This window comes from Coprococcus sp. AF19-8AC (assembly GCF_003603115.1).
Classification (GTDB): domain Bacteria; phylum Bacillota; class Clostridia; order Lachnospirales; family Lachnospiraceae; genus Coprococcus; species Coprococcus aceti.
The window spans coordinates 760409-781377 of the sequence record NZ_QTMI01000001.1; the positions used below are offsets into that span (position 1 = coordinate 760409).

General features: G+C 45.0%; 20 protein-coding genes. All 20 read right to left on the reverse strand.

Features of this window, described 5'->3' with window-relative positions; genetic code table 11:
* Positions 1-13: 13 nt before the first annotated feature.
* Positions 14-880: a rod shape-determining protein MreC gene (gene mreC / locus DWX57_RS03420; RefSeq protein ID WP_243002895.1), complete on the reverse strand. Its 867-nt coding sequence runs from the start codon at positions 878-880 to the stop codon at positions 14-16.
* Positions 880-1608, reverse strand: a complete 729-nt coding sequence (gene radC, locus DWX57_RS03425) for a RadC family protein (RefSeq protein WP_120123035.1) — start codon at positions 1606-1608, stop codon at positions 880-882. Before radC ends, mreC begins: the two co-directional genes overlap by 1 nt.
* 59 nt (positions 1609-1667) lie before the next feature.
* Positions 1668-2954, reverse strand: a complete 1287-nt coding sequence (locus DWX57_RS03430) for a methionine gamma-lyase family protein (RefSeq protein ID WP_117548968.1) — start codon at positions 2952-2954, stop codon at positions 1668-1670.
* On the reverse strand, positions 2951-3907 hold the full coding sequence (gene miaA, locus DWX57_RS03435; protein ID WP_243104959.1) for a tRNA (adenosine(37)-N6)-dimethylallyltransferase MiaA: 957 nt from the start codon (positions 3905-3907) through the stop codon (positions 2951-2953). Before miaA ends, DWX57_RS03430 begins: the two co-directional genes overlap by 4 nt.
* A gap of 12 nt (positions 3908-3919) precedes the next feature.
* Entirely contained in the window at positions 3920-6085 is a 2166-nt protein-coding gene (gene mutL / locus DWX57_RS03440) for a DNA mismatch repair endonuclease MutL (RefSeq protein WP_120123036.1), read from the reverse strand.
* A gap of 16 nt (positions 6086-6101) precedes the next feature.
* Positions 6102-8699 carry a DNA mismatch repair protein MutS gene (mutS, locus tag DWX57_RS03445; protein ID WP_120123149.1) on the reverse strand — a complete coding sequence of 866 codons (2598 nt, stop codon included), beginning with the start codon at positions 8697-8699 and terminating at the stop codon, positions 6102-6104.
* Positions 8700-8728: 29 nt separating this feature from the next.
* Complete coding sequence (miaB, locus tag DWX57_RS03450) at positions 8729-10180, reverse strand: tRNA (N6-isopentenyl adenosine(37)-C2)-methylthiotransferase MiaB (protein ID WP_055144470.1); 1452 nt, start codon at positions 10178-10180, stop codon at positions 8729-8731.
* Between the two features lie 53 nt (positions 10181-10233).
* The gene (locus tag DWX57_RS03455; RefSeq protein ID WP_120123037.1) at positions 10234-11265 is read right to left on the reverse strand and encodes a patatin-like phospholipase family protein; all 1032 of its coding nucleotides are present in this window, start codon (positions 11263-11265) and stop codon (positions 10234-10236) included.
* Between the two features lie 10 nt (positions 11266-11275).
* Positions 11276-11848, reverse strand: a complete 573-nt coding sequence (locus DWX57_RS03460) for a 5-formyltetrahydrofolate cyclo-ligase (protein WP_119999622.1) — start codon at positions 11846-11848, stop codon at positions 11276-11278.
* A gap of 13 nt (positions 11849-11861) precedes the next feature.
* Complete coding sequence (locus DWX57_RS03465) at positions 11862-12095, reverse strand: DUF896 domain-containing protein (protein WP_015534916.1); 234 nt, start codon at positions 12093-12095, stop codon at positions 11862-11864.
* Positions 12096-12097: 2 nt separating this feature from the next.
* On the reverse strand, positions 12098-12958 hold the full coding sequence (proB, locus tag DWX57_RS03470; RefSeq protein ID WP_120123038.1) for a glutamate 5-kinase: 861 nt from the start codon (positions 12956-12958) through the stop codon (positions 12098-12100).
* The gene (locus DWX57_RS03475) at positions 12951-14594 is read right to left on the reverse strand and encodes an NAD(P)/FAD-dependent oxidoreductase (protein ID WP_120123039.1); all 1644 of its coding nucleotides are present in this window, start codon (positions 14592-14594) and stop codon (positions 12951-12953) included. The genes proB and DWX57_RS03475 overlap by 8 nt, the downstream gene beginning before the upstream one ends.
* Positions 14581-15825, reverse strand: a complete 1245-nt coding sequence (locus DWX57_RS03480) for an aminoacetone oxidase family FAD-binding enzyme (RefSeq protein WP_119999627.1) — start codon at positions 15823-15825, stop codon at positions 14581-14583. The genes DWX57_RS03475 and DWX57_RS03480 overlap by 14 nt, the downstream gene beginning before the upstream one ends.
* Positions 15826-15862: 37 nt before the next feature.
* Positions 15863-16270: a hypothetical protein gene (locus tag DWX57_RS03485; protein ID WP_117548975.1), complete on the reverse strand. Its 408-nt coding sequence runs from the start codon at positions 16268-16270 to the stop codon at positions 15863-15865.
* A gap of 90 nt (positions 16271-16360) precedes the next feature.
* The gene (locus DWX57_RS03490; RefSeq protein WP_015534912.1) at positions 16361-17458 is read right to left on the reverse strand and encodes a DUF3048 domain-containing protein; all 1098 of its coding nucleotides are present in this window, start codon (positions 17456-17458) and stop codon (positions 16361-16363) included.
* The gene (gene ybeY, locus DWX57_RS03495; protein ID WP_015534911.1) at positions 17445-17957 is read right to left on the reverse strand and encodes an rRNA maturation RNase YbeY; all 513 of its coding nucleotides are present in this window, start codon (positions 17955-17957) and stop codon (positions 17445-17447) included. The genes DWX57_RS03490 and ybeY overlap by 14 nt, the downstream gene beginning before the upstream one ends.
* A 1-nt stretch (position 17958) precedes the next feature.
* Positions 17959-18981 (reverse strand): PhoH family protein, encoded by a 1023-nt coding sequence (locus DWX57_RS03500; protein ID WP_022216489.1) that lies wholly within the window; start codon positions 18979-18981, stop codon positions 17959-17961.
* A 28-nt stretch (positions 18982-19009) separates the two neighbouring features.
* Entirely contained in the window at positions 19010-20245 is a 1236-nt protein-coding gene (locus DWX57_RS03505) for a sporulation protein YqfD (protein WP_165852754.1), read from the reverse strand.
* 40 nt (positions 20246-20285) lie between these two features.
* Positions 20286-20561 carry a YabP/YqfC family sporulation protein gene (locus DWX57_RS03510; protein WP_015534910.1) on the reverse strand — a complete coding sequence of 92 codons (276 nt, stop codon included), beginning with the start codon at positions 20559-20561 and terminating at the stop codon, positions 20286-20288.
* A gap of 114 nt (positions 20562-20675) precedes the next feature.
* Positions 20676-20852, reverse strand: a complete 177-nt coding sequence (gene rpsU, locus DWX57_RS03515; protein WP_004851031.1) for a 30S ribosomal protein S21 — start codon at positions 20850-20852, stop codon at positions 20676-20678.
* Positions 20853-20969: the final 117 nt, after the last annotated feature.

A 20969-nucleotide genomic window follows, 5' to 3' on the forward strand; every position in this document is an offset into this window, starting at 1 on the left:
AACCTCTTTACTTCTACTCCGAAACAGTTTTCTTGGTCTGGAGGACTATGAGTACCTCCTGTATCTTTGAAAAATCACATGCCGGAGTGATATATGCAGTCTTTGTAAGATTGTTGGAATCTTCCTCTATTTTTGTTACATACCCTATGTTAATTCCCGACAGATATTTGCTTGACACATAGGATGTGACGACCTGATCGCCGACTCCAACCTCTGCGTCCTTGTCAATGTTTTCAGCGATAAGATAGCCATTCTCATAATTGCTGACACTTCCCTCAACATTACAAATAGCCTCTGACGGTAATATCATTCCGTTTACATTTGATGTATCGTCTATGATGGCTCTTACCTTGGCATAATCCTTTCCGGCCTCTGTGACTATTCCACACAGGCCGTTGCCATACATGACATTGCAGCCCTCGACAACACCATCATCTGTTCCCTTGTCGACATAGAACACCTGAAACCATCCGCCGGTATCCTTTGATATGACCCTGGCAGCAGTCTTCTTATAATCGGAATACTGGAGATCAAGCTCATAAAGTGCCTGAAGACGTTCGAGCTCATACGAATTCTGCTGGTACTGTGCCACCTGCTTCTGACTCTGTTCAAGCTGATCCTTGAGTGTTTCATTCTCCTTTAACAGTGCGTCATAATTCTGGAATGCCTCAGTTTTGCTCTGAACCCATCTGCCTATGGTATTTACCCCTTTCTGCATGGGTTGGACAAATATGTTGGTAAAATTCCTCACCGGTGCAAATATTCCTCCCGCAAAGAGAGATACAAGCATGAGCACAACGCAAAAGCCTGTGAGTCCAAGCAAAAAATATCTCGGTGTGATCTCTATTCTTTTTCTGTTCCTATTTCGTCTTCGTTTCATTATAAAATACCTCGCTCAGCTAAGCTGACATAGCAGTTATTTCCCAAAATAATATGATCTGAAAGCTCTATCCCTATCAGTTCCCCGGCTCTGTCCATCTCTCTGGTGATATCTATATCCTGACCGCTCGGAGTCGGATCTCCGGATGGGTGGTTATGCACAAGTATGATATAGACAGCATCGTATCTGAGCGCCTCCACAAACACCTCTCTCGGAGATAACATCGAACTGTTCACTGTTCCCTCTGAAATGCGGACATCCTTTATGAGCTTATGCTTCGCATCAAACATGAGGAGATACACGTATTCCTTTTCGAGATATCTTGTGTTCTCCATGAAATAATCCGCAATGCTCTGTGGGGACTGGAACGACAAAAACGGCTTAAATGAAGCCCTGGCCATTCTCCTGGATATCTCAGCCAGACATTTCATCTGTATTGCTTTTACCTTTCCAACTCCGCTTATCTCTTCAAGTTCACTCACAGTCAGGTAATTAAGCCCCACTATACCCTTGTGGACCGGATGGGCATCCAGTATCCTGTAGGCTGTGGACAGCGCATTTGCCTTCCTGCTTCCGGTTCTGAGGATGACTGCCAGAAGTTCAGCATCTGTGAGAACCTCAACTCCATACTTAAAGCTCTTCTCATACGGTCTCTCAGTCTCCGACATTTCTTTCATGGAGACCAAAAGTCCTCCTGCAAAATTCTCTTTGCAATAATTTTTATCCATATTTCCTCCTTCCGCCTCTCCAAGCTCCAGAGAAAATTTTATATGGCCGACTAATTAATCTACCATACTATAAGGTTTTTTTCTACCATTTTCTGTAATGACATTATTATGCCGTACTTGGCATGGGGATATGTAAGTCCCCCCTGAAAATATACCGCATAAGGTGGGCGCATAGGTGCATCCGCTGAGAGCTCAATGGATGAACCAGACACAAATGCTCCAGCGGCCATGATGACCGGTGAATCATAGCCCGGCATGTCCCAAGGCTCAGGTCTTACATAACTGTCAACCGGCGCTGCAGCCTGGATTCCTTCACAGAATGCCACGACCCTCTCAGGAGTCTGAAGCTCAACAGCCTGAATAATATCGTATCTGTCCTCTGTGCTGTCAGGAACAGCCTTAAAGCCCAGTCCCTCGTATACATTTGCTGCAAATATCGCACCCTTAAGCGCACTTGCAGTAACTGTAGGTGCCATGAAAAGTCCCTGAGTGAGAGCCTTTGTATTGCCAAGTGAGGCTCCAACCTCCTTGCCGAGTCCCGGAGTCGTGAGTCTGTATGAAGCATTCTCCACATACTCCTTCTTACCGCATATATAACCTCCTATCGGTGCAAGTCCGCCTCCCGGATTCTTGATAAGAGAGCCGACTACCAGATCAGCCCCAACATCCGACGGCTCTATATCCTGTACAAATTCTCCGTAACAGTTATCTACCATACATATGATATCAGGATTTACACTCTTGACCGCCTTTATGGCCTCACCGATCTGCTGTACAGACAGCGTCTTTCTGACTGCATATCCCTTAGATCTCTGTATCTCCACAAGTCTTGTGCGGCTATTGATCGCATTCTTTATTCCGTCAATGTCAAAGTTTCCATTCGGTAGCAGATCCACCTGGGCATATGTGACACCATACTCTGCAAGTGACCCCCTGGACTCACGGATGCCTATGATCTCATCCAGTGTGTCATACGGTTTTCCCGCTATGGCAAGGATTTCATCTCCCGGGCGCAGATTACCAAACATGGCCGTGCAGAGTGCATGGGTTCCGCACACTATCTGTGTCCTGACAAGAGCATCTTCCGTGTGGAATACATCTGCATATATCCTCTCAAGGGCATCTCTTCCGTCATCTGTATAGCCATAGCCTGAAGAGCCGGCAAAATGCGCCTCGGACAATCTGTTGTCCTGCATGGCCTTCAGGACCTTGAGCTGGTTGATCTCACTCACAGCATCGATGGCTGCGAATCTATCCTTAAGTTTCTCCTCCACACTGTTGCAGTATTCAAACACCTTTTCATCCACATTCAGTGATCTGTAGTAATCCTTTAACATATCTTTCATCTCTGTATAATCTCCTTTTCGCGAAGCCTGTCCAGCATAAATGACAATATTTCAGACTCGCTGTCGTACTCACTTTTATCAACCCAGGTCACATGTTTTTCCCTCTTGAACCATGTGATCTGTCTCTTGGCAAAATGCCTTGTATCTCTCTTTAGCGTATATACTGCCTCATCCAGAGTGCATCTGCCCTGAATATAATCGATTATCTCCTTGTAGCCAAGCCCCTGCATTGACACCAGCTCCCTGCTGTAACCCTCGCTCACAAGCAGTTTTACCTCGTCCAGAAGCCCTGCCTCAAGCATGATATCTATCCGTCTGTCTATTCTATCATATAATTTCTGTCTGTCATCATTTAACACAAAATATTCAAAATTATATGGTGACTTCTTCTGCGACTCAGTCTCGTTATGTTCAGATATCTTCATACCTGTTTTTTTATAAAATTCAAGAGCCCGTATCACTCTTTTTACATTGTTCTCATGTATCTTTTCAGCGGATTCAGGGTCGACCTCCGCTAGCATGTCATGAAGAAATGTCTTGCCGTGGGTATCTGCAAGGTTCTGCAGCTTTTCCCTGTATGACATATCATTGTCATTTTCCTCAAAATCTATATCATACAAAAGCGCCTGGATATAGAAGCCAGTACCACCTACTATGATTGGAATTTTTCCCCGGGAATATATATCCTCCATAGCACGAAGAGCATATTTCTTGAAAAGCACAACGTTGAACTCTTCTGCCGGATCAAGAATATCGATCAGGTGGTGTCTCACTCCCCGCATCTCCTCGGGCCCTATCTTCGCCGTTCCTATATTCATCTTTCTGTATACCTGCATGGAATCAGCGGATATGATCTCGCCGTCCACCGCCTTCGCCAGTCCTATGGACAGTGCCGTCTTGCCGACAGCCGTGGGGCCGGTGAGGATTATCAGTGGTTTCATATTCTTATCCATCATGTTAATCTCCTACACTATTCGTTTAAACTTCTTCTCAATCTCCGCCTCCGTCATGGATATGACAGTCGGACGTCCGTGAGGACATGTGTATGGATTTTCAAGCTTTAATAGCTGATCTATAAGTGCGTCAGCCTCCTTGAAGCTTATCTCCGTGTTACCCTTTATCGCAGCCTTACACGCCATGGTGGAAAGCTTATGTATAAATGTGTCTACGGTCACCTTTTTCGCACTGCTGCTCGCATCAGCTATGAAGTCTATGAAAAGCTCTCTGCCATCAAGACCAAACAAGTTGTCAGGTACAGCGTTCAGCTTAAACTCCCTGCCTCCGAAGTTCTCTATCTGATATCCAAGCGCCTCGAACATCTCCATATTCTCATGAAGGAACTCTATCTCTGCGGCACTGAGTGTAACGACCGCAGGAGGCATAAGATACTGTGAGTATATCTTCTTATTCTTGTAATTCTCCATAAGCTCTTCGTACTTGACCTTCTCATGGGCAGCATGCTGATCCATTATGAAGAACTTGCCATCGTACTCTATGAGCCAGTATGTCTTGAAAAGCTGTCCTATTAGTCTGTGCTTTGCACGGGCTTCCCTTGTCAGGAACTTCTCCTGGAACATATCCTGCTGGACGTACTTTTTTCTGGCTTCTTCATCGTAGTCAGTATCTGAAGCTTCATCTGAAACTGCAGATACTGTTGAGTCTGGTGTCGCCGCTGTGACCGAAGGTCTAGCAGGTGCCGGAGCTGTATATGCCGGACTCTCGTTTACCACATTCCTGTTTTGTACTACAGATCTCCCCAGATCATTCTTTCTATCCGCATATATGTAGTTTCCTGCCGGCTTTTCCGTCTTGTTATTATCTATGACGTCTGATCCTTTATTGTTTGAGCTGCTAGTCTCATCTATGATCTCTATAACCGGGCGGACCGGCTGTGATGATGTCTGTGGTTCGATCGGGCAAAGCTGCTGTGGTGATGTCTGCGTCTCCGCCGAGCTAAGCTGCTCAGGCTGACTCTGCGGTTCTGCCGGACGATGCTGCTCAGGCTGACTCTGCGGTACAGTACGCTCCTCCGCCCTGACTATCGCCTCACGCCTCTTATTCTCGAACGCCTCCGGTGCCTTGCCAACATCCCTCTGCTTGAAGGTCTCAGGCTTTGGATCTTTACCCGGCGCCACATCAGGAATGAGCTCTTTGAATAACAGTGTCTCCCTTATGGCATTGTAGGTGAAGCTGTATATATCCTGACTGTTGGCGAATTTCAACTCCATCTTGGTCGGATGTACATTTACATCGAGGAGATCAGGTCTCACCTGGAAATTGATCTCGGTGAATGGAAACTTGTGTATCATGACAAATGTCCTGAAAGCATCCTCGATCGCCTTGGTGAGCACCGCACTCTTTATATATCTGTGATTTACATAATAGCCCTCAAATGATCTGTTGCCCCTTGATATACAAGGTCTTGCTATATATCCGGAGATCTTCATATAGTCATTTTCCGCATTTATCTCAAGAAGATTTGAGGTGATGTCTCTTCCATAGATATGGTAGATTATGTCTCTGAGTTTGCCATTGCCTGATGTGAACAGCTTGTCTGTTCCATTTGCAATGAACTTAAATGAGATCTCCGGGTGTGACATGCATATACGGCACATCAAGTCGTAGATATAGCTTGTCTCCGTGGCATCAGTCTTCATGAACTTCTTTCTCGCCGGTGTATTGTAGAAAAGATTTCTGACAATTATGGTTGTTCCACCCGGAGCACCTATCTCCTCGCTGGATATCTCCTTACCGCCATGTATCTGGTATCTGAGACCGGTCACATCATCAGCGGTCTTGGTGATCATCTCAACCTGTGCAACCGCCGCTATACTTGCAAGTGCCTCACCACGGAAACCAAGAGAAGAGATACTCAGGAGATCCTCGACTGTCACAAGCTTACTTGTGGCATGTCTGAGGAATGCAAGCTTGACCTCATCCTTCTTTATGCCTGCTCCGTTGTCGGTGACTCTGAGAAATGACAGTCCGCCTCCCTTTACCTCGACGGTTACCGCTGTGGCACCTGAGTCTATGGAATTTTCAACAAGCTCCTTGATGACCGAGCTCGGCTTCTCTATAACCTCACCGGCTGCTATCTTGTTAATCGTATTTTGGTCTAATACTTTTATCATCACTTATCGCTCCTTATTATTTAAGTCGCTCCTGCAATTCATTTAAATAAAGCAACGCCTTCATAGGTGTCATGTTGGACAGATCAACACACTTTATGTCCTCGATCACCTGTGATTCGGCAAGTGAGCCGAACATTGACATCTGGGTGTCTTCTTTCTTCGGCTTGAAATCATTTGTAACCTTTATCTCCTTCAGCTTGGTGGTTATGTCCTTGTCTATAAGCTGATTACATATCTCATTTGCTCTCGCTATAACGACATCCGGCACACCGGCAAGCTTTGCAACCTGTATACCGTAGCTTCTGTCGGCACCGCCCTTGACGATCTTTCTGAGGAACACTATGTCGTCTCCGTCTTCCTTGACCGCTATACAGTAGTTGTTGACTGCCGACAGCTTACCCTCAAGCTCCGTGAGCTCATGGTAATGTGTCGCAAACAGAGTTTTTGCTCCGAGCAGTTCACTGTTGCTTATATACTCAACGACAGCCCAGGCGATCGCCAGACCGTCATATGTGCTTGTTCCTCGACCTATCTCATCAAGGATGAGAAGGCTGTTCTTCGTGGCATTTCTGAGTATATTTGCGACCTCGCTCATCTCCACCATAAATGTGGACTGTCCTGATGCAAGGTCGTCGGAAGCTCCCACTCTTGTAAATATCCTGTCGCATATGCCTATATTGGCAGATGCCGCAGGGACAAAGCTTCCAACCTGAGCCATGAGAACTATGAGCGCAGTCTGTCTCATATATGTGGATTTACCAGCCATGTTAGGACCGGTGATGATAGATATCCTGCTCTCATGGTTGTTCAGATATGTGTCGTTTGTGATGAACATATCGTTGTTCAGCATCTTCTCAACGACCGGATGACGTCCGTCCTTTATGTCGATGACTCCATCTGTATTGATCTCAGGTCTAACATACCCATTTGCAACAGCCACATATGAGAGTGAACACAGAGCGTCGAGCATGGCTATGCTGTGTGCTGTTCTCTGTACCCTTGTGAGCTCTGCAGCAAGGGTGTCCCTGAGTTCAACATATGTGTTGTACTCCAGCGCAACAAGCTTGTCGGATGATCCGAGTATAACTCCAGCCAGTCTGTCAAGCTCCTCGGTTGTGTATCTCTCAGAATTGGCAAGTGTCTGCTTTCTGATGAAATAATCCGGCACAAGACTCTTATATGAATTGGTTACATCAAAATAATATCCGAACACCTTATTAAACTTTATCTTGAGATTCTTGATTCCAGTCTTTTCCTTCTCTCTGGCCTCAAGCTCTGCGATCCAGTTCTTGCCATCAGTTGTGGCATTCTTCAGAGTGTCTATGTCCTCAAGATAGCCATCTTTGAATATTCCGCCCTCTCTGATAAGTATAGGCGGCTCATCAACTATGGCACGGTCAAGAAGGTCATAGAGATCCTGCAGATCATCTATTCCATCCCTGATCTCGGTAAGCTCATCCGAATGGAATTCACCGAGAAGCTGTATTATAAATGGAAGAAGCTGTATGGACGTCTTAAATGCCAGAAGATCTCTTGGATTCGCTGTTCTTAACGATATCCTCGTCATAAGTCTCTCGAGATCGTATATGGTATTCATGTACTCACGGAGTTCGTCTCTGGTTATGACAGAGTCGTTGAGCTCTGTTATCGCGTCAAGTCTGGCTTCTATATCATCTTTATGGATAAGGGGCTGCTCTATCATATTTCTGAGCATTCTCGCTCCCATGGCCGTTTTGGTCTTGTCAAGCACCCAGAGCAGTGAACCCCTCTTCTGCTTATCCCTGAGTGTCTCTGTCAGCTCCAGATTTCTTCTGGATGAGCTGTCTATGATCATGAAGTCCTCTATGGAATATATATCTATCCTGTTGATATGATCCAGTGAGTTCTTCTGTGTCTCATGTAGATACTGGAGAAGTGCACCCGCTGACAGCAGCATATCCTCCTGCTCATCTATGCCGAGACCATCTATTGATCCGACCTTAAACTGTCTCTTGATGAAATCCTCACAGGTGTCATCGTTAAAATAATGAGACGGGGCCTCCGATATCGTTATCTTCATCTTCTCCTTCATGTAATCAAAGTTCAGGCCGCATGACAGAAAAACCTCATTTCCTATGATCTCCGTCGGTGAATATTTGTTGATCTCATCGTACAGCTTGGATGTAGACGAGATATGACATGATCTGAACTCTCCGGTCGTGATATCACACACCGCCACACCATACTCCTCATTACAGCCAAATATACACATGAGATAGTTATTTCTCGTCTCATCAAGAATAGCCTGGGACATATTTGTACCAGGCGTAACTATACGTATAACTTCTCTCTTTACTATACCCTTTGCGAGCTTTGGATCCTCCATCTGCTCACATATGGCTACCTTGTAGCCCTTCTCTATCAGCTTGTTCAGGTATATGTCACAAGCATGATACGGAACACCGCACATCGGTGCGCGCTCCTCCTGACCACAGTCCCTGCCGGTCAGTGTTATCTCAAGTTCCCTGGATGCCGTCAAGGCATCGTCGAAGAACATCTCGTAGAAATCTCCCAGTCTGTAGAAGAGAATACAGTCCTTATACTGATTCTTAACTTCCATATACTGAGCCATCATTGGTGTTAATGCTGCCACTTCAACTACTCCTATTCTGCTAATTCACCCATGTAATAAAATCCCTTACACTCAACAAGCTTTACATTCAGGATCTTTCCAACCATCTCCGCACACCCAGGGAAATGGACAAGTATGTTGTTGGAGAGTCTTCCGGTCAGAAGGCCGTCGCCCTTCTCGTCAAAGCCCTCAACCAGAACCGGCTGTGTCTGTCCCTTTATCGCAATGGTCTTCACATCACTTATCTCCTGCACACGCCTTAAAAGCCTGTTGTATCTATCCTGTATCTCTTCCTTTGTGGAACCATTCTCCATTCCGGCGGCAGGAGTTCCTGTTCTCTTTGAATATATAAATGTAAATGCGGTGTCATACTGTACTTTCTCAACCACGTCCATGGTCTCAAGGAAATCCTCCTCGGTCTCACCAGGGAATCCCACGATTATATCAGTGGTGAGTGATATCTCCGGAACCTTTGCCCTTATGCGGTCAACCAGTGCAAGATATGACTCTTTTGTGTACCGTCTGTTCATCGCATTCAGTATCTTTGTCGAGCCCGACTGTACCGGCAGATGGAGATGTCTGCAGATCTTTTGATTCTCCGCGATGACATCTATCAGTTCATCCGACAGATCCTTTGGATGTGAGGTCATGAATCTTACTCTCTGTATCTTCTCTATGGCACACACACGCCTCAACAGTTCCGCAAATGTGATCGGATGCTCAAGATTCTTGCCATATGAATTGACATTCTGCCCGAGGAGCATGATCTCCACCACTCCGTCGTCAGCAAGCCTCTCACACTCAGCTATGATATCCTCCGGATTTCTGCTTCGCTCCCTTCCTCTTACATATGGAACTATACAGTAGGTACAGAAATTGTTGCATCCAAACATGATATTTACACCTGATTTGAATGGGAATTCCCTCACCGCAGGAAGATCCTCCACGACCTCCTTGGCATCCTTCCAGATATCTATGACCATGCTTCCGGATTCTATCCTGCTCACAAATATCTCAGCAAGCTTATATACATTGTGTGTTCCAAATACCATATCGACAAACCTATAGCTCTTGCTTATGGTTGTCACCACATGCTGCTCCTGCATCATGCATCCGCACAGAGCTATCTTCATCTCAGGATTTTTCTCCTTGAGGTGCTTCATGAGACCAAGGTGACCATAAACCTTTCTGTTGGCATTCTCCCTGACCGTACATGTGTTATATATTATAAAGTCCGCATGTTCGGACTCGGTCCTAACATATCCCATCTGCTCAAGTATTCCGGCAAGCTTCTCAGAATCCCGGACATTCATCTGACAGCCAAATGTCTGTATGGAACAGGTAAGGTCACGTCCCAGCTCTTTGCTTCTTGCTGTGACATACTCCCTGCCCTTTTTTATAAAATAATACTGCCTCTCCGGTTCCTCAAACGGAGCTGGAAGCCCCAGATCTATGCCGTCAATAACTTTTTCCAAATCATTCATAATCTCTATGTATCCTTATCTATTTCTTTAAAGCTGCGTAAATCCGACTGGAGTTATTCCTCTATGCCTAGCTTACCAAGTATCCTGCCTATGTTATCCATAGTATCTTTCACACCAGAATCCGCAGCATCCATCCTCATCTGAGTCTGTATATCTGCAAGATCAATGTCTCTGTAATGATCCAGAGCCGCAATATAATCAGGGTCATGCTCAAAATGAACTTTCAGGGCTCTCATGGCATCCCTGTATCCTAGCATACTTCTAAACTTGATCGAATTTGCTGTGAAATTCAACGTTCCGTCTATCAGATCACCCAGACTAACGCTTGGATATATCTCTATGACATCCGCATCAGGATACGGCGACAGATTCTTCTTCGAATCAGGGTTGAGTCCGCACACAACGATATTCCTGTATCCCACATCATACAGAGGCTTCACCGGAACATTGTCGGCGAGACCGCCATCACAATACTCCTTATCGTTATAAGTCACAGACTCATAGAGCATAGGCAGAGTGGATGATGCCATGACAACTGTCCTGATCTCCTCCGCATCCATTCCTGCAAGGCTTATATACTCAGCCTGTCTTTCGCCCTCCTGCACACACTCAGCTATGGCTGCATACACGGTGACCTGTCCATCAGACAGCTTTCCATAATCCACATAGCTGTCCATGAGCCTTATCATCTCTCTGCGTGACATGAATCCAGGCTTATCATTGAACATCAGATCAGGATCAACGTCAAACACCGTCTCAAAATGTATTTTCTTCCATGCCTCCTCGCTTCTGTCAGGATCATTGCACGCGAAGAGCACGGCATTTATCGCACCTATGGAAGTTCCTGATATGGCTGTAACCTTGTCCATAAGTCCATACTCTGCAAGTGCTCTGTACACCCCGAGCTGGTACGCTCCTTTACCGCCGCCACCGCCAAGGCACAGCGCATAGCTGTCAGCAATAGCACCGGACTGAGTGCGTCCTGTAACTTTTCCGGCATCATCCGCCCCGGCATTTTGCAACTTATCCATCTGTATCTTCTTTTCAAGTTCAGCGATCTTTGCTGTTATCTCGTCTCTGTTCATTGACCCTCCATTATGATATAACTTCCGATTCTGTTACTATGATATGTGGTCTGATATCTGTAGGTTCACTGTCTATCTTATCAACTATCTGGAATTCATACGCCAGTGCCACCGTGACAAGCCCTGCATGCCTCGCCAGATATCTGTCGTAATACCCTCCGCCAAAGCCTATGCGGTTGCGGCTGTGATCAAATGCAATCCCGGGCATGAACATAAGCCCATCTTCGATCTCCTCAAAATCATCAGAAACCGGTTCGAGTATCCCAAAGTTTCCGGATGTAAGTTCCCCGTAGTCTGTGATCTCAATAAACTCCATGTCTTGTCCATAAACCTTTGGAACATATACATGCTTTCCGTCCGACCACGCCTTCTCAACTATGAGCCTTGTATCCACTTCATTCCCTTTGGAGATGTATGCACATATATTGATGGCATTCACATATTCAGGAAGCGCTGACAGCCGTCTGCATATAAGCTCGGATCTCTGCGCACGATCATCCCTGTCCATGGCATTTCTGACCGCTTTTATTCTTTTTCTTATACTGTCCTTGCTGCCGGATTTTACACTGTCTTCGCTATTCATAATACAGCCGTGCCTATGCCTTTCTTGTAGGATCAAGGTCCTGAAGTCTGGTTATGGAGCCGTCCTTCTCCTTGATGTCTATATTGTTGAGCGTGCTCCTGAGATTATTCTTCACCGCAAATATATATTCCTGCCTTAACTGCTGCTGTTCTTTCTTCTCAGCGTCGGTGAGCCCCTCAGCCTTGGACTTGTGATATAACTCATTTATACGTGCGATCTTTGCCGCATCGATTATCGTCTCTTTCATAACTATATAAGATACTCCTTATTCAAAATAAATCTGACAACGTCAAAGTCATGATCTTTATATGCTGTGAACAGAGTTCCTATACTTTCTCCGTTCATTACCTTAACAATATTGTCCATATCCGCTCCGGATACTATGACCATATCCGAGTTGGAGTTGGTTGCTATCCTGGCGGCTGCGATCTTGGTCGTCATTCCGCCGGTTCCGTACTTGGAGCCTGCACCTTTACCCATATCCATTATATGGTCGTCTATACAGTTTACCTCTGGTATAAGCTTTGCATCAGGGTTATTGTGTGGATCATCAGTGTACAGACCGTCTATATCCGTGAGAAGTATCAGGAGATCTGCATGGATCATGGATGCAACTATGGCAGACAGTGTATCATTGTCGCCAAATGCCACGCTGTCATCCAGCTCATCGATGGCAACCGTATCGTTCTCATTGACGATCGGTACGACACCGAGCTGAAGAAGCTCATTGAATGTGTTGATGGCATTCTTTCTCCTCTCATCCGACGATATAACATCAAATGTTAGCAGAACCTGAGCTGCTGTGCTGTGATACTCTTGAAAAAGCTTCTGATATATCATCATTAGCTGTCCCTGTCCCACTGCAGCACACGCCTGTCTGAGCGAGGTCGTCTTAGGTCTTCTGGCAAGTCCCAGCGCCTGTACTCCGACTCCGATGGCTCCCGATGATACGAGGACCACATCCTTGTCCTGATTTCTCAGATCACATATGATGCGCACCAGCTTCTCAAGCTTTGTATAGTCAAGTCCACCCGTCTCCTCGTGAATAAGTGAAGATGAACCAATCTTTATTACTATCTTTTTCTTGTCTTTCAAATACTCTCTATCCATTTATATTCTCCTGTGTACCGTCTGTTATTGCCTCATTGCTGAATCTGGATGCTATGGCCTCGGCCACCTTCATACCATCGACAGCGGCTGAGGTTATTCCCCCTGCATAGCCCGCGCCTTCCCCGCACGGGTATATACATGTCCCCTCACAGCGCAGCTCATCGCCTCGTATCATACGAACAGGTGATGAGGTTCTGGCCTCGATTCCTGAGAGAACTGCATCGTCAGATGAATATCCCGGCATCCTCTTATCAAAGGACACAACTCCTTCTATTATAGCATCCTTTATATACTCTGGCAAACAGCATTTGAGGCTTGTAAGCCTGTACTTACCCTTAATCTGAGGCTTAACACCGCCCAGCTTTTCCGTAGGAATGTCCCTTCTGTAATCTCCGAAGAGCTGCACCGGAACAGCCCCCTGTCCGGCCTCGTATGCGGCCTTCTCCCATCTTCTCTGAAACTTCATTCCCGCAAGAGGATGATCTGACCCGTAATCCTCCGGGGTAACATTTACCACAATGGCGCTGTTGGAATTCTCACCATTCCTGCCGCTGTAGCTCATACCATTCACACACGTCTCACCGTGCTCGGACGATGCATTCACCACGTAACCTCCAGGACACATACAGAATGAATATACAGCCCTGCCATTTGACGCCTGATGCGTCATCTTGTAGTCTGCCGCCGGCAGCAGCTTTGCATACGCCGGATCATCGCCATACTTCATGACATCTATATCTGCTCGCTTGTGTTCGATACGAAGTCCCATGGCAAATGGCTTTGGCTCCATCGGAACACCTTTTTTGTAAAGCATCTCCACAGTATCCCTTGAGCTGTGTCCAAGTGCCAGAACAAGGGCATTTGTCCTGTATTCCTTCTCACTGCCATCTGAAATGTTCTTTATATGTACACACACCTCATCCTGTGTGATCTGTTCATAATCGGTAAAAAGTGAATCAAAATGTACCTCTCCGCCAAGTCTCTTTATATCCTCACGCATATTCCTTACAATACCAGACAGCACATCAGTGCCGACATGTGGCTTATTTATATACATTATGGACGGATCTGCACCATACTCCACAAATGTCCGCATGGCCTCAGTGCGTCTGCCCGAGCCATCCTTTATGACCGTATTCAGCTTGCCGTCCGAAAAGGTTCCTGCGCCGCCCTCTCCAAACTGTACATTACAATTTGAATCAAGTCCTTCCTCACCCTTCCAGAATCTCTCTATATGCTCCATTCTCCTGTCAACATCCATGCCGCGCTCAAAAACAACCGGTCTGTATCCGGCTCTGGCAAGATACAGTGCAGCAAATAAGCCACCCGGTCCTGTTCCTATCACCACAGGCCTATAGGTCATTTTGACATTTCCCGGCACCGGAAATCTATATTGGGTAGCATTTGTTAACATAACATTATTATTGTGAAGTCTTTTCAATATTTTTTCCGGATTCGGAACATCCACATCTATGGATGCAATATATTTCACCTGGTTTCTCCGCCTGTCATCAAGAGACAGCTTGAAAAAAATATACTCAAACTCCTTATCTGTCTTCAGCGTCTTTTTAATAACACTTCTAACATCTGCCTCTGTAAATCCAAGTTGCAGTTTTACATTGTTAATTCTGATCATCTTTTATTCTCTTTCCTGCAGACTCCCCAGCTCTCATGCCGCTTATAACAGCCCACATTATATTATATCCACCACATTTGCCGGTCACATCGACATACTCTCCAGCGGCGTATAAGCCTCTGTGTCCATCAAGTTCCAGGTTATCTGCCCTGAGCTGCAATGTGTCAACTCCACCGCTTGCCGCCTGGCTGTCCTCATAGCTGCCGAATCCATCTATGTTAAATCTCATATGTTTGAGCATATCACATATGGATGTTATATCAGCCGCGTCAAGTCCGGCTGCTTCAGAAGCTTTGATACCAAGACTTTTTATAATATACCCGGCGATCTTCTCGTTGACAATACCATTGAGCATCGCCTCGACTCTCCGTCTGCCATTTACCTCGGCAAATCGTCTCATCCTGTCCGCCAGCATATCATCACTGATGTCCGGAACAAGTTCAAGTTCTATGTATGGCTTTTTGCCAGTCTCCATCAGGTCTATACACTGTATACTCATATTAAAAACCGCTATGCCCGAAAGATATCCCGATGCAAACTGAACCTCGCCTCTCTCGTGGTCATACTCCTCGCCATCACACATTAGGCGGACAACAGCCTTTGCACGTACCCCTGACATATCAGATATATATTCATGGCATTTTAATTTACACAGAGCCGGATGCGGTTTCACAAACCGTACATTCAGATCATCCAGAAGTCTGTATACTCTATCAGATCCGCCAAGCTTTGGCGCAGCCGCACCTCCGGGTGCAAGTATCACCTGGGTCGTCCTATACCCGCCTTTGTCTGTGTCTACAATATATGTACCATCTTTTCCCTGTTTTATACTCAGGACTTCCTCCGATGTGCTGTTTTCTATACCAAGAATTTTGAGCCTGTCCGTCAGTGCCCACACTATGGTAGATGCCTGCAGCGATGCAGGATATATATATCCATTATCATCATAGCTGGAAACACCAAGACTTTCAAAAAAATCCATGACATCATTATGACTGTCCGTTGTTACGAACTGAAATGGGAAAAATTCATTTGCACTGGAATAGCACGACAGATCAAGCTTCGTATTTGCAATGTTACATTTGCCATTTCCCGTCGCATACAGCTTCTTTCCGAGTTTTTTGTTTTTATCTATAAGCTTTACCGAAGCCGATGGTGCTGTCTCTTTTGCTTTTATTGCGGCTGTCATCCCAGCCGGGCCACCGCCGATAACTATAATATCATAAATCATTCCGATACACCTTTCCCATAATCATTTATCATACGTTTTACAGGCTGTCAATAAACCTGTTCATGTCATCTATATCATTGAAATACACGTGCTTGTGGATCAGTTCTCTTATACGTTTGTCCAATGAATCCACTGTACGAGTCGTCTCCCTGCAAAGACTGCCAAATCTGTTGTACACCGCCACATGTCCATTATAAGTGCTCACATAGAAACTGCCATGTGGTGTTCCACCCTCAGCAGCAATCACGAGCCCTCCGTAAAGCTCCGGTTCACTCTCATTTGATATGGGTAATATATGCCCGCTATCCGTACCGTCAAATTCTCTATACACACTTTTACTGTCTCCGGATCTGCACGCCGTGCTCACCACGATCTCTCTAGTTATAAAAGATAACACAAATACCGCTATAATGATAACAAAAAAATATATAATTCTTTTAAACATTACCACACCTTCTCTTCATAACAAAAAACAGAAGACAGGATATTCCATCCCATCTTCTGTCCTTGTTAATATATGTGGTTTATGTCTGTATTATTCCCATACAACTCCGGCCTTATTATCACTCTCAAATACTGTGACATAGGTCTTGCCCGGATTGAGCTGAAGTTCTTTTCCATCTGCTGTTGAATATTTTGTCACGGAGTCATCGGTTGACTTTGTCCATGTGATAGGAACGATCTTTCCATCTGAAACATAGTATCCGTCTCCTGTGCCAACGAGATCGATCATCTGTCTGTCGTGATCATCAATGCTGGTGTAGTGAGCAAACTGTATGATGATATTCTTAAATGTGAGCTGCTTTCCTGTGAGGTCATCGATCTGCTTGTCACCATACTGGAATCTGTTATATACCTTATTCTTTGAATCATATTCAAACCAAGGCTGTGTGTAAACTGACATGTTGAGTGTGAGCTTGTTTACAGACTCGCCCTCAGGAACCGTATCTTCCTCATTGAACTCAAACTTGCTCTTGTATCCCTTGTTGTGGGTAGTTGAGCATCCAAGATAATCAAGACCAGCCTTGATCATATCGCTGTTTGTGTACACATTGTGTGGAGCCTCGCGGTCTGATGATCTGTAGAAAGATACAGATCCTTCTCCACCAAGTCCGCTTATATGATCTATTCCTGTCCTGTCAAGCTCCTCCTGTCCCTGTGGAGACTGACCATAATGCATGTATATAGCGTCAAACTCCATGGCAGTTGTAACATAGTAAGGTCTGCAGCTTCTGATCGAACCGACCTTCTCAAGATTGTCATAGTCGTTGAATATTGCAAGCATTCTTGTTATTCCGCCCTCAACGACAAACTCATATAAAACATCAGCCTGGCCTATGCCTGACTGAGGAATCGCATTCTCAATATTGTTGATCATTATAGCGATCGGTCTTCCGTACTCTTCCTTTCTGTCGGTGTTCCACTCGCCTGTAAGATCATTATATACTCCCTCATGGTAAGTCTCATCAACCGCTGTGGCAGACTTCATCATATCGGCCTGTGATACATCCACCTCTGCCTTAGCCTCCGTTGTAGTGACATTCTCCTCCGTTTTCTTCGAGCCGCATCCAAAAAGTGATAATCCCATCACAAGAGCGGTTGCCAGAACTAATCCCGTCTTAATTCTCCTCATAGTCTCTTGTATATCCTTTCATTGTAAGTATTTTTTCCTGCATCTCTTCCATGACCCTGCGCTCATCGTCCTCCATATGGTCATATCCTGACAAATGGAGCATGCTGTGGGCTACAAGAAAAGCCAGCTCTCTCGTCTTTGAGTGATTGTACTCAGTTGCCTGCTCATACACCTTATCAATAGATATAACGATATCTCCCAATAGCAGTTCATCTGTAGTAAGATCAAAGTAGTCACACCGGCTATCCTCGAGACCATCAAAGTTTCCAGGAATTGTATAATCAATCAGTGGAAATGACAGAACATCTGTCGCCCTGTCTATATTCCTCTGCTGGTTATTGATTTCATGTATGGAGTCATTGTCCGTGAGCAGCACGTTCACCTCGCAGGGATATGGACACCCAACGAATTCCAGCGAAGCCTGGACGATACTTGTTATGACATCCTCATAATTCTTAATATCAATATCTCCATACTCATTCTCAATATTAACTGACATATTATTTTCCTCTGTTTTTCTGAGCAGTTGTGGTTTTTCTAGGCTTTGCCTGTCTGCTCCTCTTATCCTCATATTTCTCATACGCATTTACGATCTTCTGCACCAAAGGATGTCTCACAACATCAAGACTCGTCAGATGGCAAATGCTTATGTCATCAATATCCTTTAACACCTTGAGTGCAACATCAAGACCTGACTGCGCGTCGTGTGGAAGATCCTTCTGTGAAAGGTCTCCTGTTATTATGGCCTTTGAGCCAAATCCTATTCTGGTAAGGAACATCTTCATCTGGGCAGGAGTGGTATTCTGGGCCTCATCCAGCACAATATACGCATTATCAAGAGTTCTTCCTCTCATGTAGGCAAGAGGAGCAACCTCGATCAGTCCCTTTTCCATATTCTTCATAAATGCATCAGCACCCATTATCTCATACAATGCATCATAGAGCGGCCTAAGATAAGGATCAACCTTGCTCTGAAGGTCACCCGGAAGAAATCCCAGTTTCTCACCGGCCTCTATGGCCGGCCTTGTAAGTATGATCCTTCCAACCTCATTATTCTTAAATGCCGTTATGGCTTTTGCCATGGCAAGATAAGTCTTTCCTGTTCCGGCAGGACCCACTCCGAATACTATCATGGACTTTTCTATTGAATTGACATATGTTCTCTGTCCGACAGTCTTCGGTTTGATCGGCTTGCCGCTCATCGTGTGACAGATTATGTCCCTGTCAAGCTCAGCAAGACTCTCCTTAGCCTCCTGCGGGTGTTCATTGACTATCGATATAGTGTAGTCTACCTTCTGTTCATCGATGGACGAGCCACGGTCTGCCATCTGGAAGAGCTGTTCTATAACCTGAATAGACTTCTTCACGCCTTCCTCGGAACCGCTGACCTTAAGCTTGTCATCGCGAAGTATCATTGACACACTGTATTCTTTCTCAATCTTTTTTATATTGGCATCAAACTGTCCAAACACAGTCTGTATATAGTTTGATGCAACAGTTACGGATTCTGAATATTCGCTCAATACTTGTATCCCCTGTCATTATTATTTGTCAGTCAGGCTCCACCTCTTCGCTCCCCGATGTATTGTTTACGTCAATATATCTCGGCACAGCAACCGGAAGTCTGATACTGATATCGCCTTCAGCCGAAGCCTCACCGCGTTCATTAGTAATAATAACATTTTTTCGGACAATTTGCACCCCTTTTTCTTGCATTTTGCCAATATAAACATGCAGATGCTGGTTAAGTCTGTCTTTCTGCTCCTTCTCCGTAAGCTTACGTGTATTTACTTTATAGAATACTTTTCGCTCTATATTCACGGATAACGGAAAATACATATCGCCGATATGCAGCCGTTTTTCCTCGGCGGAAAGGTCGTATGAGCCGTCGGAGGCAGCAGTTTTATACGGAGTAAATACCCGGCGTCCAAGTTTTATATCTACTTTATTTATCTCCCTGTCTGTAGTCTCCTTTTCCTGGAGCTCGCTCTCAACCACATCTCTGTATTCTACATCGCAAATACCATATATCTCTCCGGAAGCAGGTACAAATACCGTATCCACAACCTCACTGTCATCATTGCATATGTTAACTGTTCCTGATATAAGAGTATCCCCTCTTTTCACTTCATCTCCTACTAATGCAACAGGCGTCCCCGCCGATGCAACAATGGAATAGATCGTACAATCCATTGTTGCCACGAGGTCACACGGTCTGTCAACTTCCGGAACTGTAAAGACATCCACGGACTCCTTAAGCGCAACGGTAAGCTTTGTCCCACTGATGCTGCAGGACGCCCAGCATATCTCACCAAGATTATCCGTCAGCATGTCTGTCAGCTCACTCAGATCAATACTCTTTTTCCGATGTCCATAGCACGGATACTCCATCTCAATAAGATTTTCAACTTCCTCACTTGTATAATCCTCACATCCATCAATTTCTATGTACCATACATACCCTGATTCCCAGTATACAAACAGCAAAAACAATAAAACTCCGAGCAATATCGAGATTCTCTTCCTATTGCCCAGCAAAACGGTTCTCAGAGTCTTCTTCTCAGCTATTCGGATATCTATCATACATTTGTCCGCTATCTCTTCAAGTCTTTTTCTGTCATCGGAGTATATGCAGAAGTTTTCCGCCTTGCCATTCCATTTACTGTCATTCTGTTTGCTGCCATTCTTTTTTCTGTTCTTCTTTACATCCCTCTCGCACCATGTACGTATTCCTTTATGGCTGCATATATTCATCAGGCGCAGAGCTGCGCGGCTGTCACTGCTCACATAGCACACACCTCTTATTTCCCTTCTAATATTCATGCAGTCACACTGTCAGCCAATCTACACTATTTATCGAACCGCATATTTTCACTTCATAGGATGCGTAGTAAGCGATCTGTAATCTTTCCCCATATATATTCAATATCCCTTTCCGGGTCTTAACAGACACTCTCTCGTCGTCAGAGTAGATCACATGTCTGAAATTCTCTATCACCAGCTCATCATTGTTGAACATGGTGAGTCTGGAGGTCGTTCCCGCCGAGTCCGGACACCAGCACGGAGGTTCAAATGCTATAACTTTTTTCGCTCTGTCTTTCATGAATACCACCATAACGCTTTTGGAACATTATATGAATACACATAAAAAAAGAGTACCGAATAAACTCGGTACTCTTAGAAATCAATTTAAAATCAAATATATATATACTATGATTTATTTGTACTTGCGCTTTCTAGCTGCCTCTGACTTCTTCTTACGCTTTACACTAGGCTTTTCGTAATGCTCTCTCTTACGAATCTCCTGCTGAATACCAGCCTTCGCACAATTTCTCTTAAATCTGCGAAGAGCGCTATCTAAGTTTTCGTTCTCTTTAACTATTACACTTGACATTCTCTCACCTGACCTCCCTCCAGTTGTAAAATTATGCTACCAAATAACAACTGATTGGGTATTTTTAAGCACAAAATGTATTATATACATAAAATTCCTAATCGTCAACAGGAAAAT

Excerpts from the sequence above, each read along its gene's own strand:
- mreC (WP_243002895.1), bottom strand. The coding sequence starts at position 880 with ATGAAACGAAGACGAAATAGGAACAGAAAAAGAATAGAGATCACACCG.
- radC (WP_120123035.1), bottom strand. The coding sequence starts at position 1,608 with ATGGATAAAAATTATTGCAAAGAGAATTTTGCAGGAGGACTTTTGGTC.
- DWX57_RS03430 (WP_117548968.1), bottom strand. The coding sequence starts at position 2,954 with ATGAAAGATATGTTAAAGGATTACTACAGATCACTGAATGTGGATGAA.
- miaA (WP_243104959.1), bottom strand. The coding sequence starts at position 3,907 with ATGGATAAGAATATGAAACCACTGATAATCCTCACCGGCCCCACGGCT.
- mutL (WP_120123036.1), bottom strand. The coding sequence starts at position 6,085 with ATGATAAAAGTATTAGACCAAAATACGATTAACAAGATAGCAGCCGGT.
- mutS (WP_120123149.1), bottom strand. The coding sequence starts at position 8,699 with ATGATGGCTCAGTATATGGAAGTTAAGAATCAGTATAAGGACTGTATT.
- miaB (WP_055144470.1), bottom strand. The coding sequence starts at position 10,180 with ATGAATGATTTGGAAAAAGTTATTGACGGCATAGATCTGGGGCTTCCA.
- DWX57_RS03455 (WP_120123037.1), bottom strand. The coding sequence starts at position 11,265 with ATGAACAGAGACGAGATAACAGCAAAGATCGCTGAACTTGAAAAGAAG.
- DWX57_RS03460 (WP_119999622.1), bottom strand. The coding sequence starts at position 11,848 with ATGAATAGCGAAGACAGTGTAAAATCCGGCAGCAAGGACAGTATAAGA.
- DWX57_RS03465 (WP_015534916.1), bottom strand. The coding sequence starts at position 12,095 with ATGAAAGAGACGATAATCGATGCGGCAAAGATCGCACGTATAAATGAG.
- proB (WP_120123038.1), bottom strand. The coding sequence starts at position 12,958 with ATGGATAGAGAGTATTTGAAAGACAAGAAAAAGATAGTAATAAAGATT.
- DWX57_RS03475 (WP_120123039.1), bottom strand. The coding sequence starts at position 14,594 with ATGATCAGAATTAACAATGTAAAACTGCAACTTGGATTTACAGAGGCA.
- DWX57_RS03480 (WP_119999627.1), bottom strand. The coding sequence starts at position 15,825 with ATGATTTATGATATTATAGTTATCGGCGGTGGCCCGGCTGGGATGACA.
- DWX57_RS03485 (WP_117548975.1), bottom strand. The coding sequence starts at position 16,270 with ATGTTTAAAAGAATTATATATTTTTTTGTTATCATTATAGCGGTATTT.
- DWX57_RS03490 (WP_015534912.1), bottom strand. The coding sequence starts at position 17,458 with ATGAGGAGAATTAAGACGGGATTAGTTCTGGCAACCGCTCTTGTGATG.
- ybeY (WP_015534911.1), bottom strand. The coding sequence starts at position 17,957 with ATGTCAGTTAATATTGAGAATGAGTATGGAGATATTGATATTAAGAAT.
- DWX57_RS03510 (WP_015534910.1), bottom strand. The coding sequence starts at position 20,561 with ATGAAAGACAGAGCGAAAAAAGTTATAGCATTTGAACCTCCGTGCTGG.
- rpsU (WP_004851031.1), bottom strand. The coding sequence starts at position 20,852 with ATGTCAAGTGTAATAGTTAAAGAGAACGAAAACTTAGATAGCGCTCTT.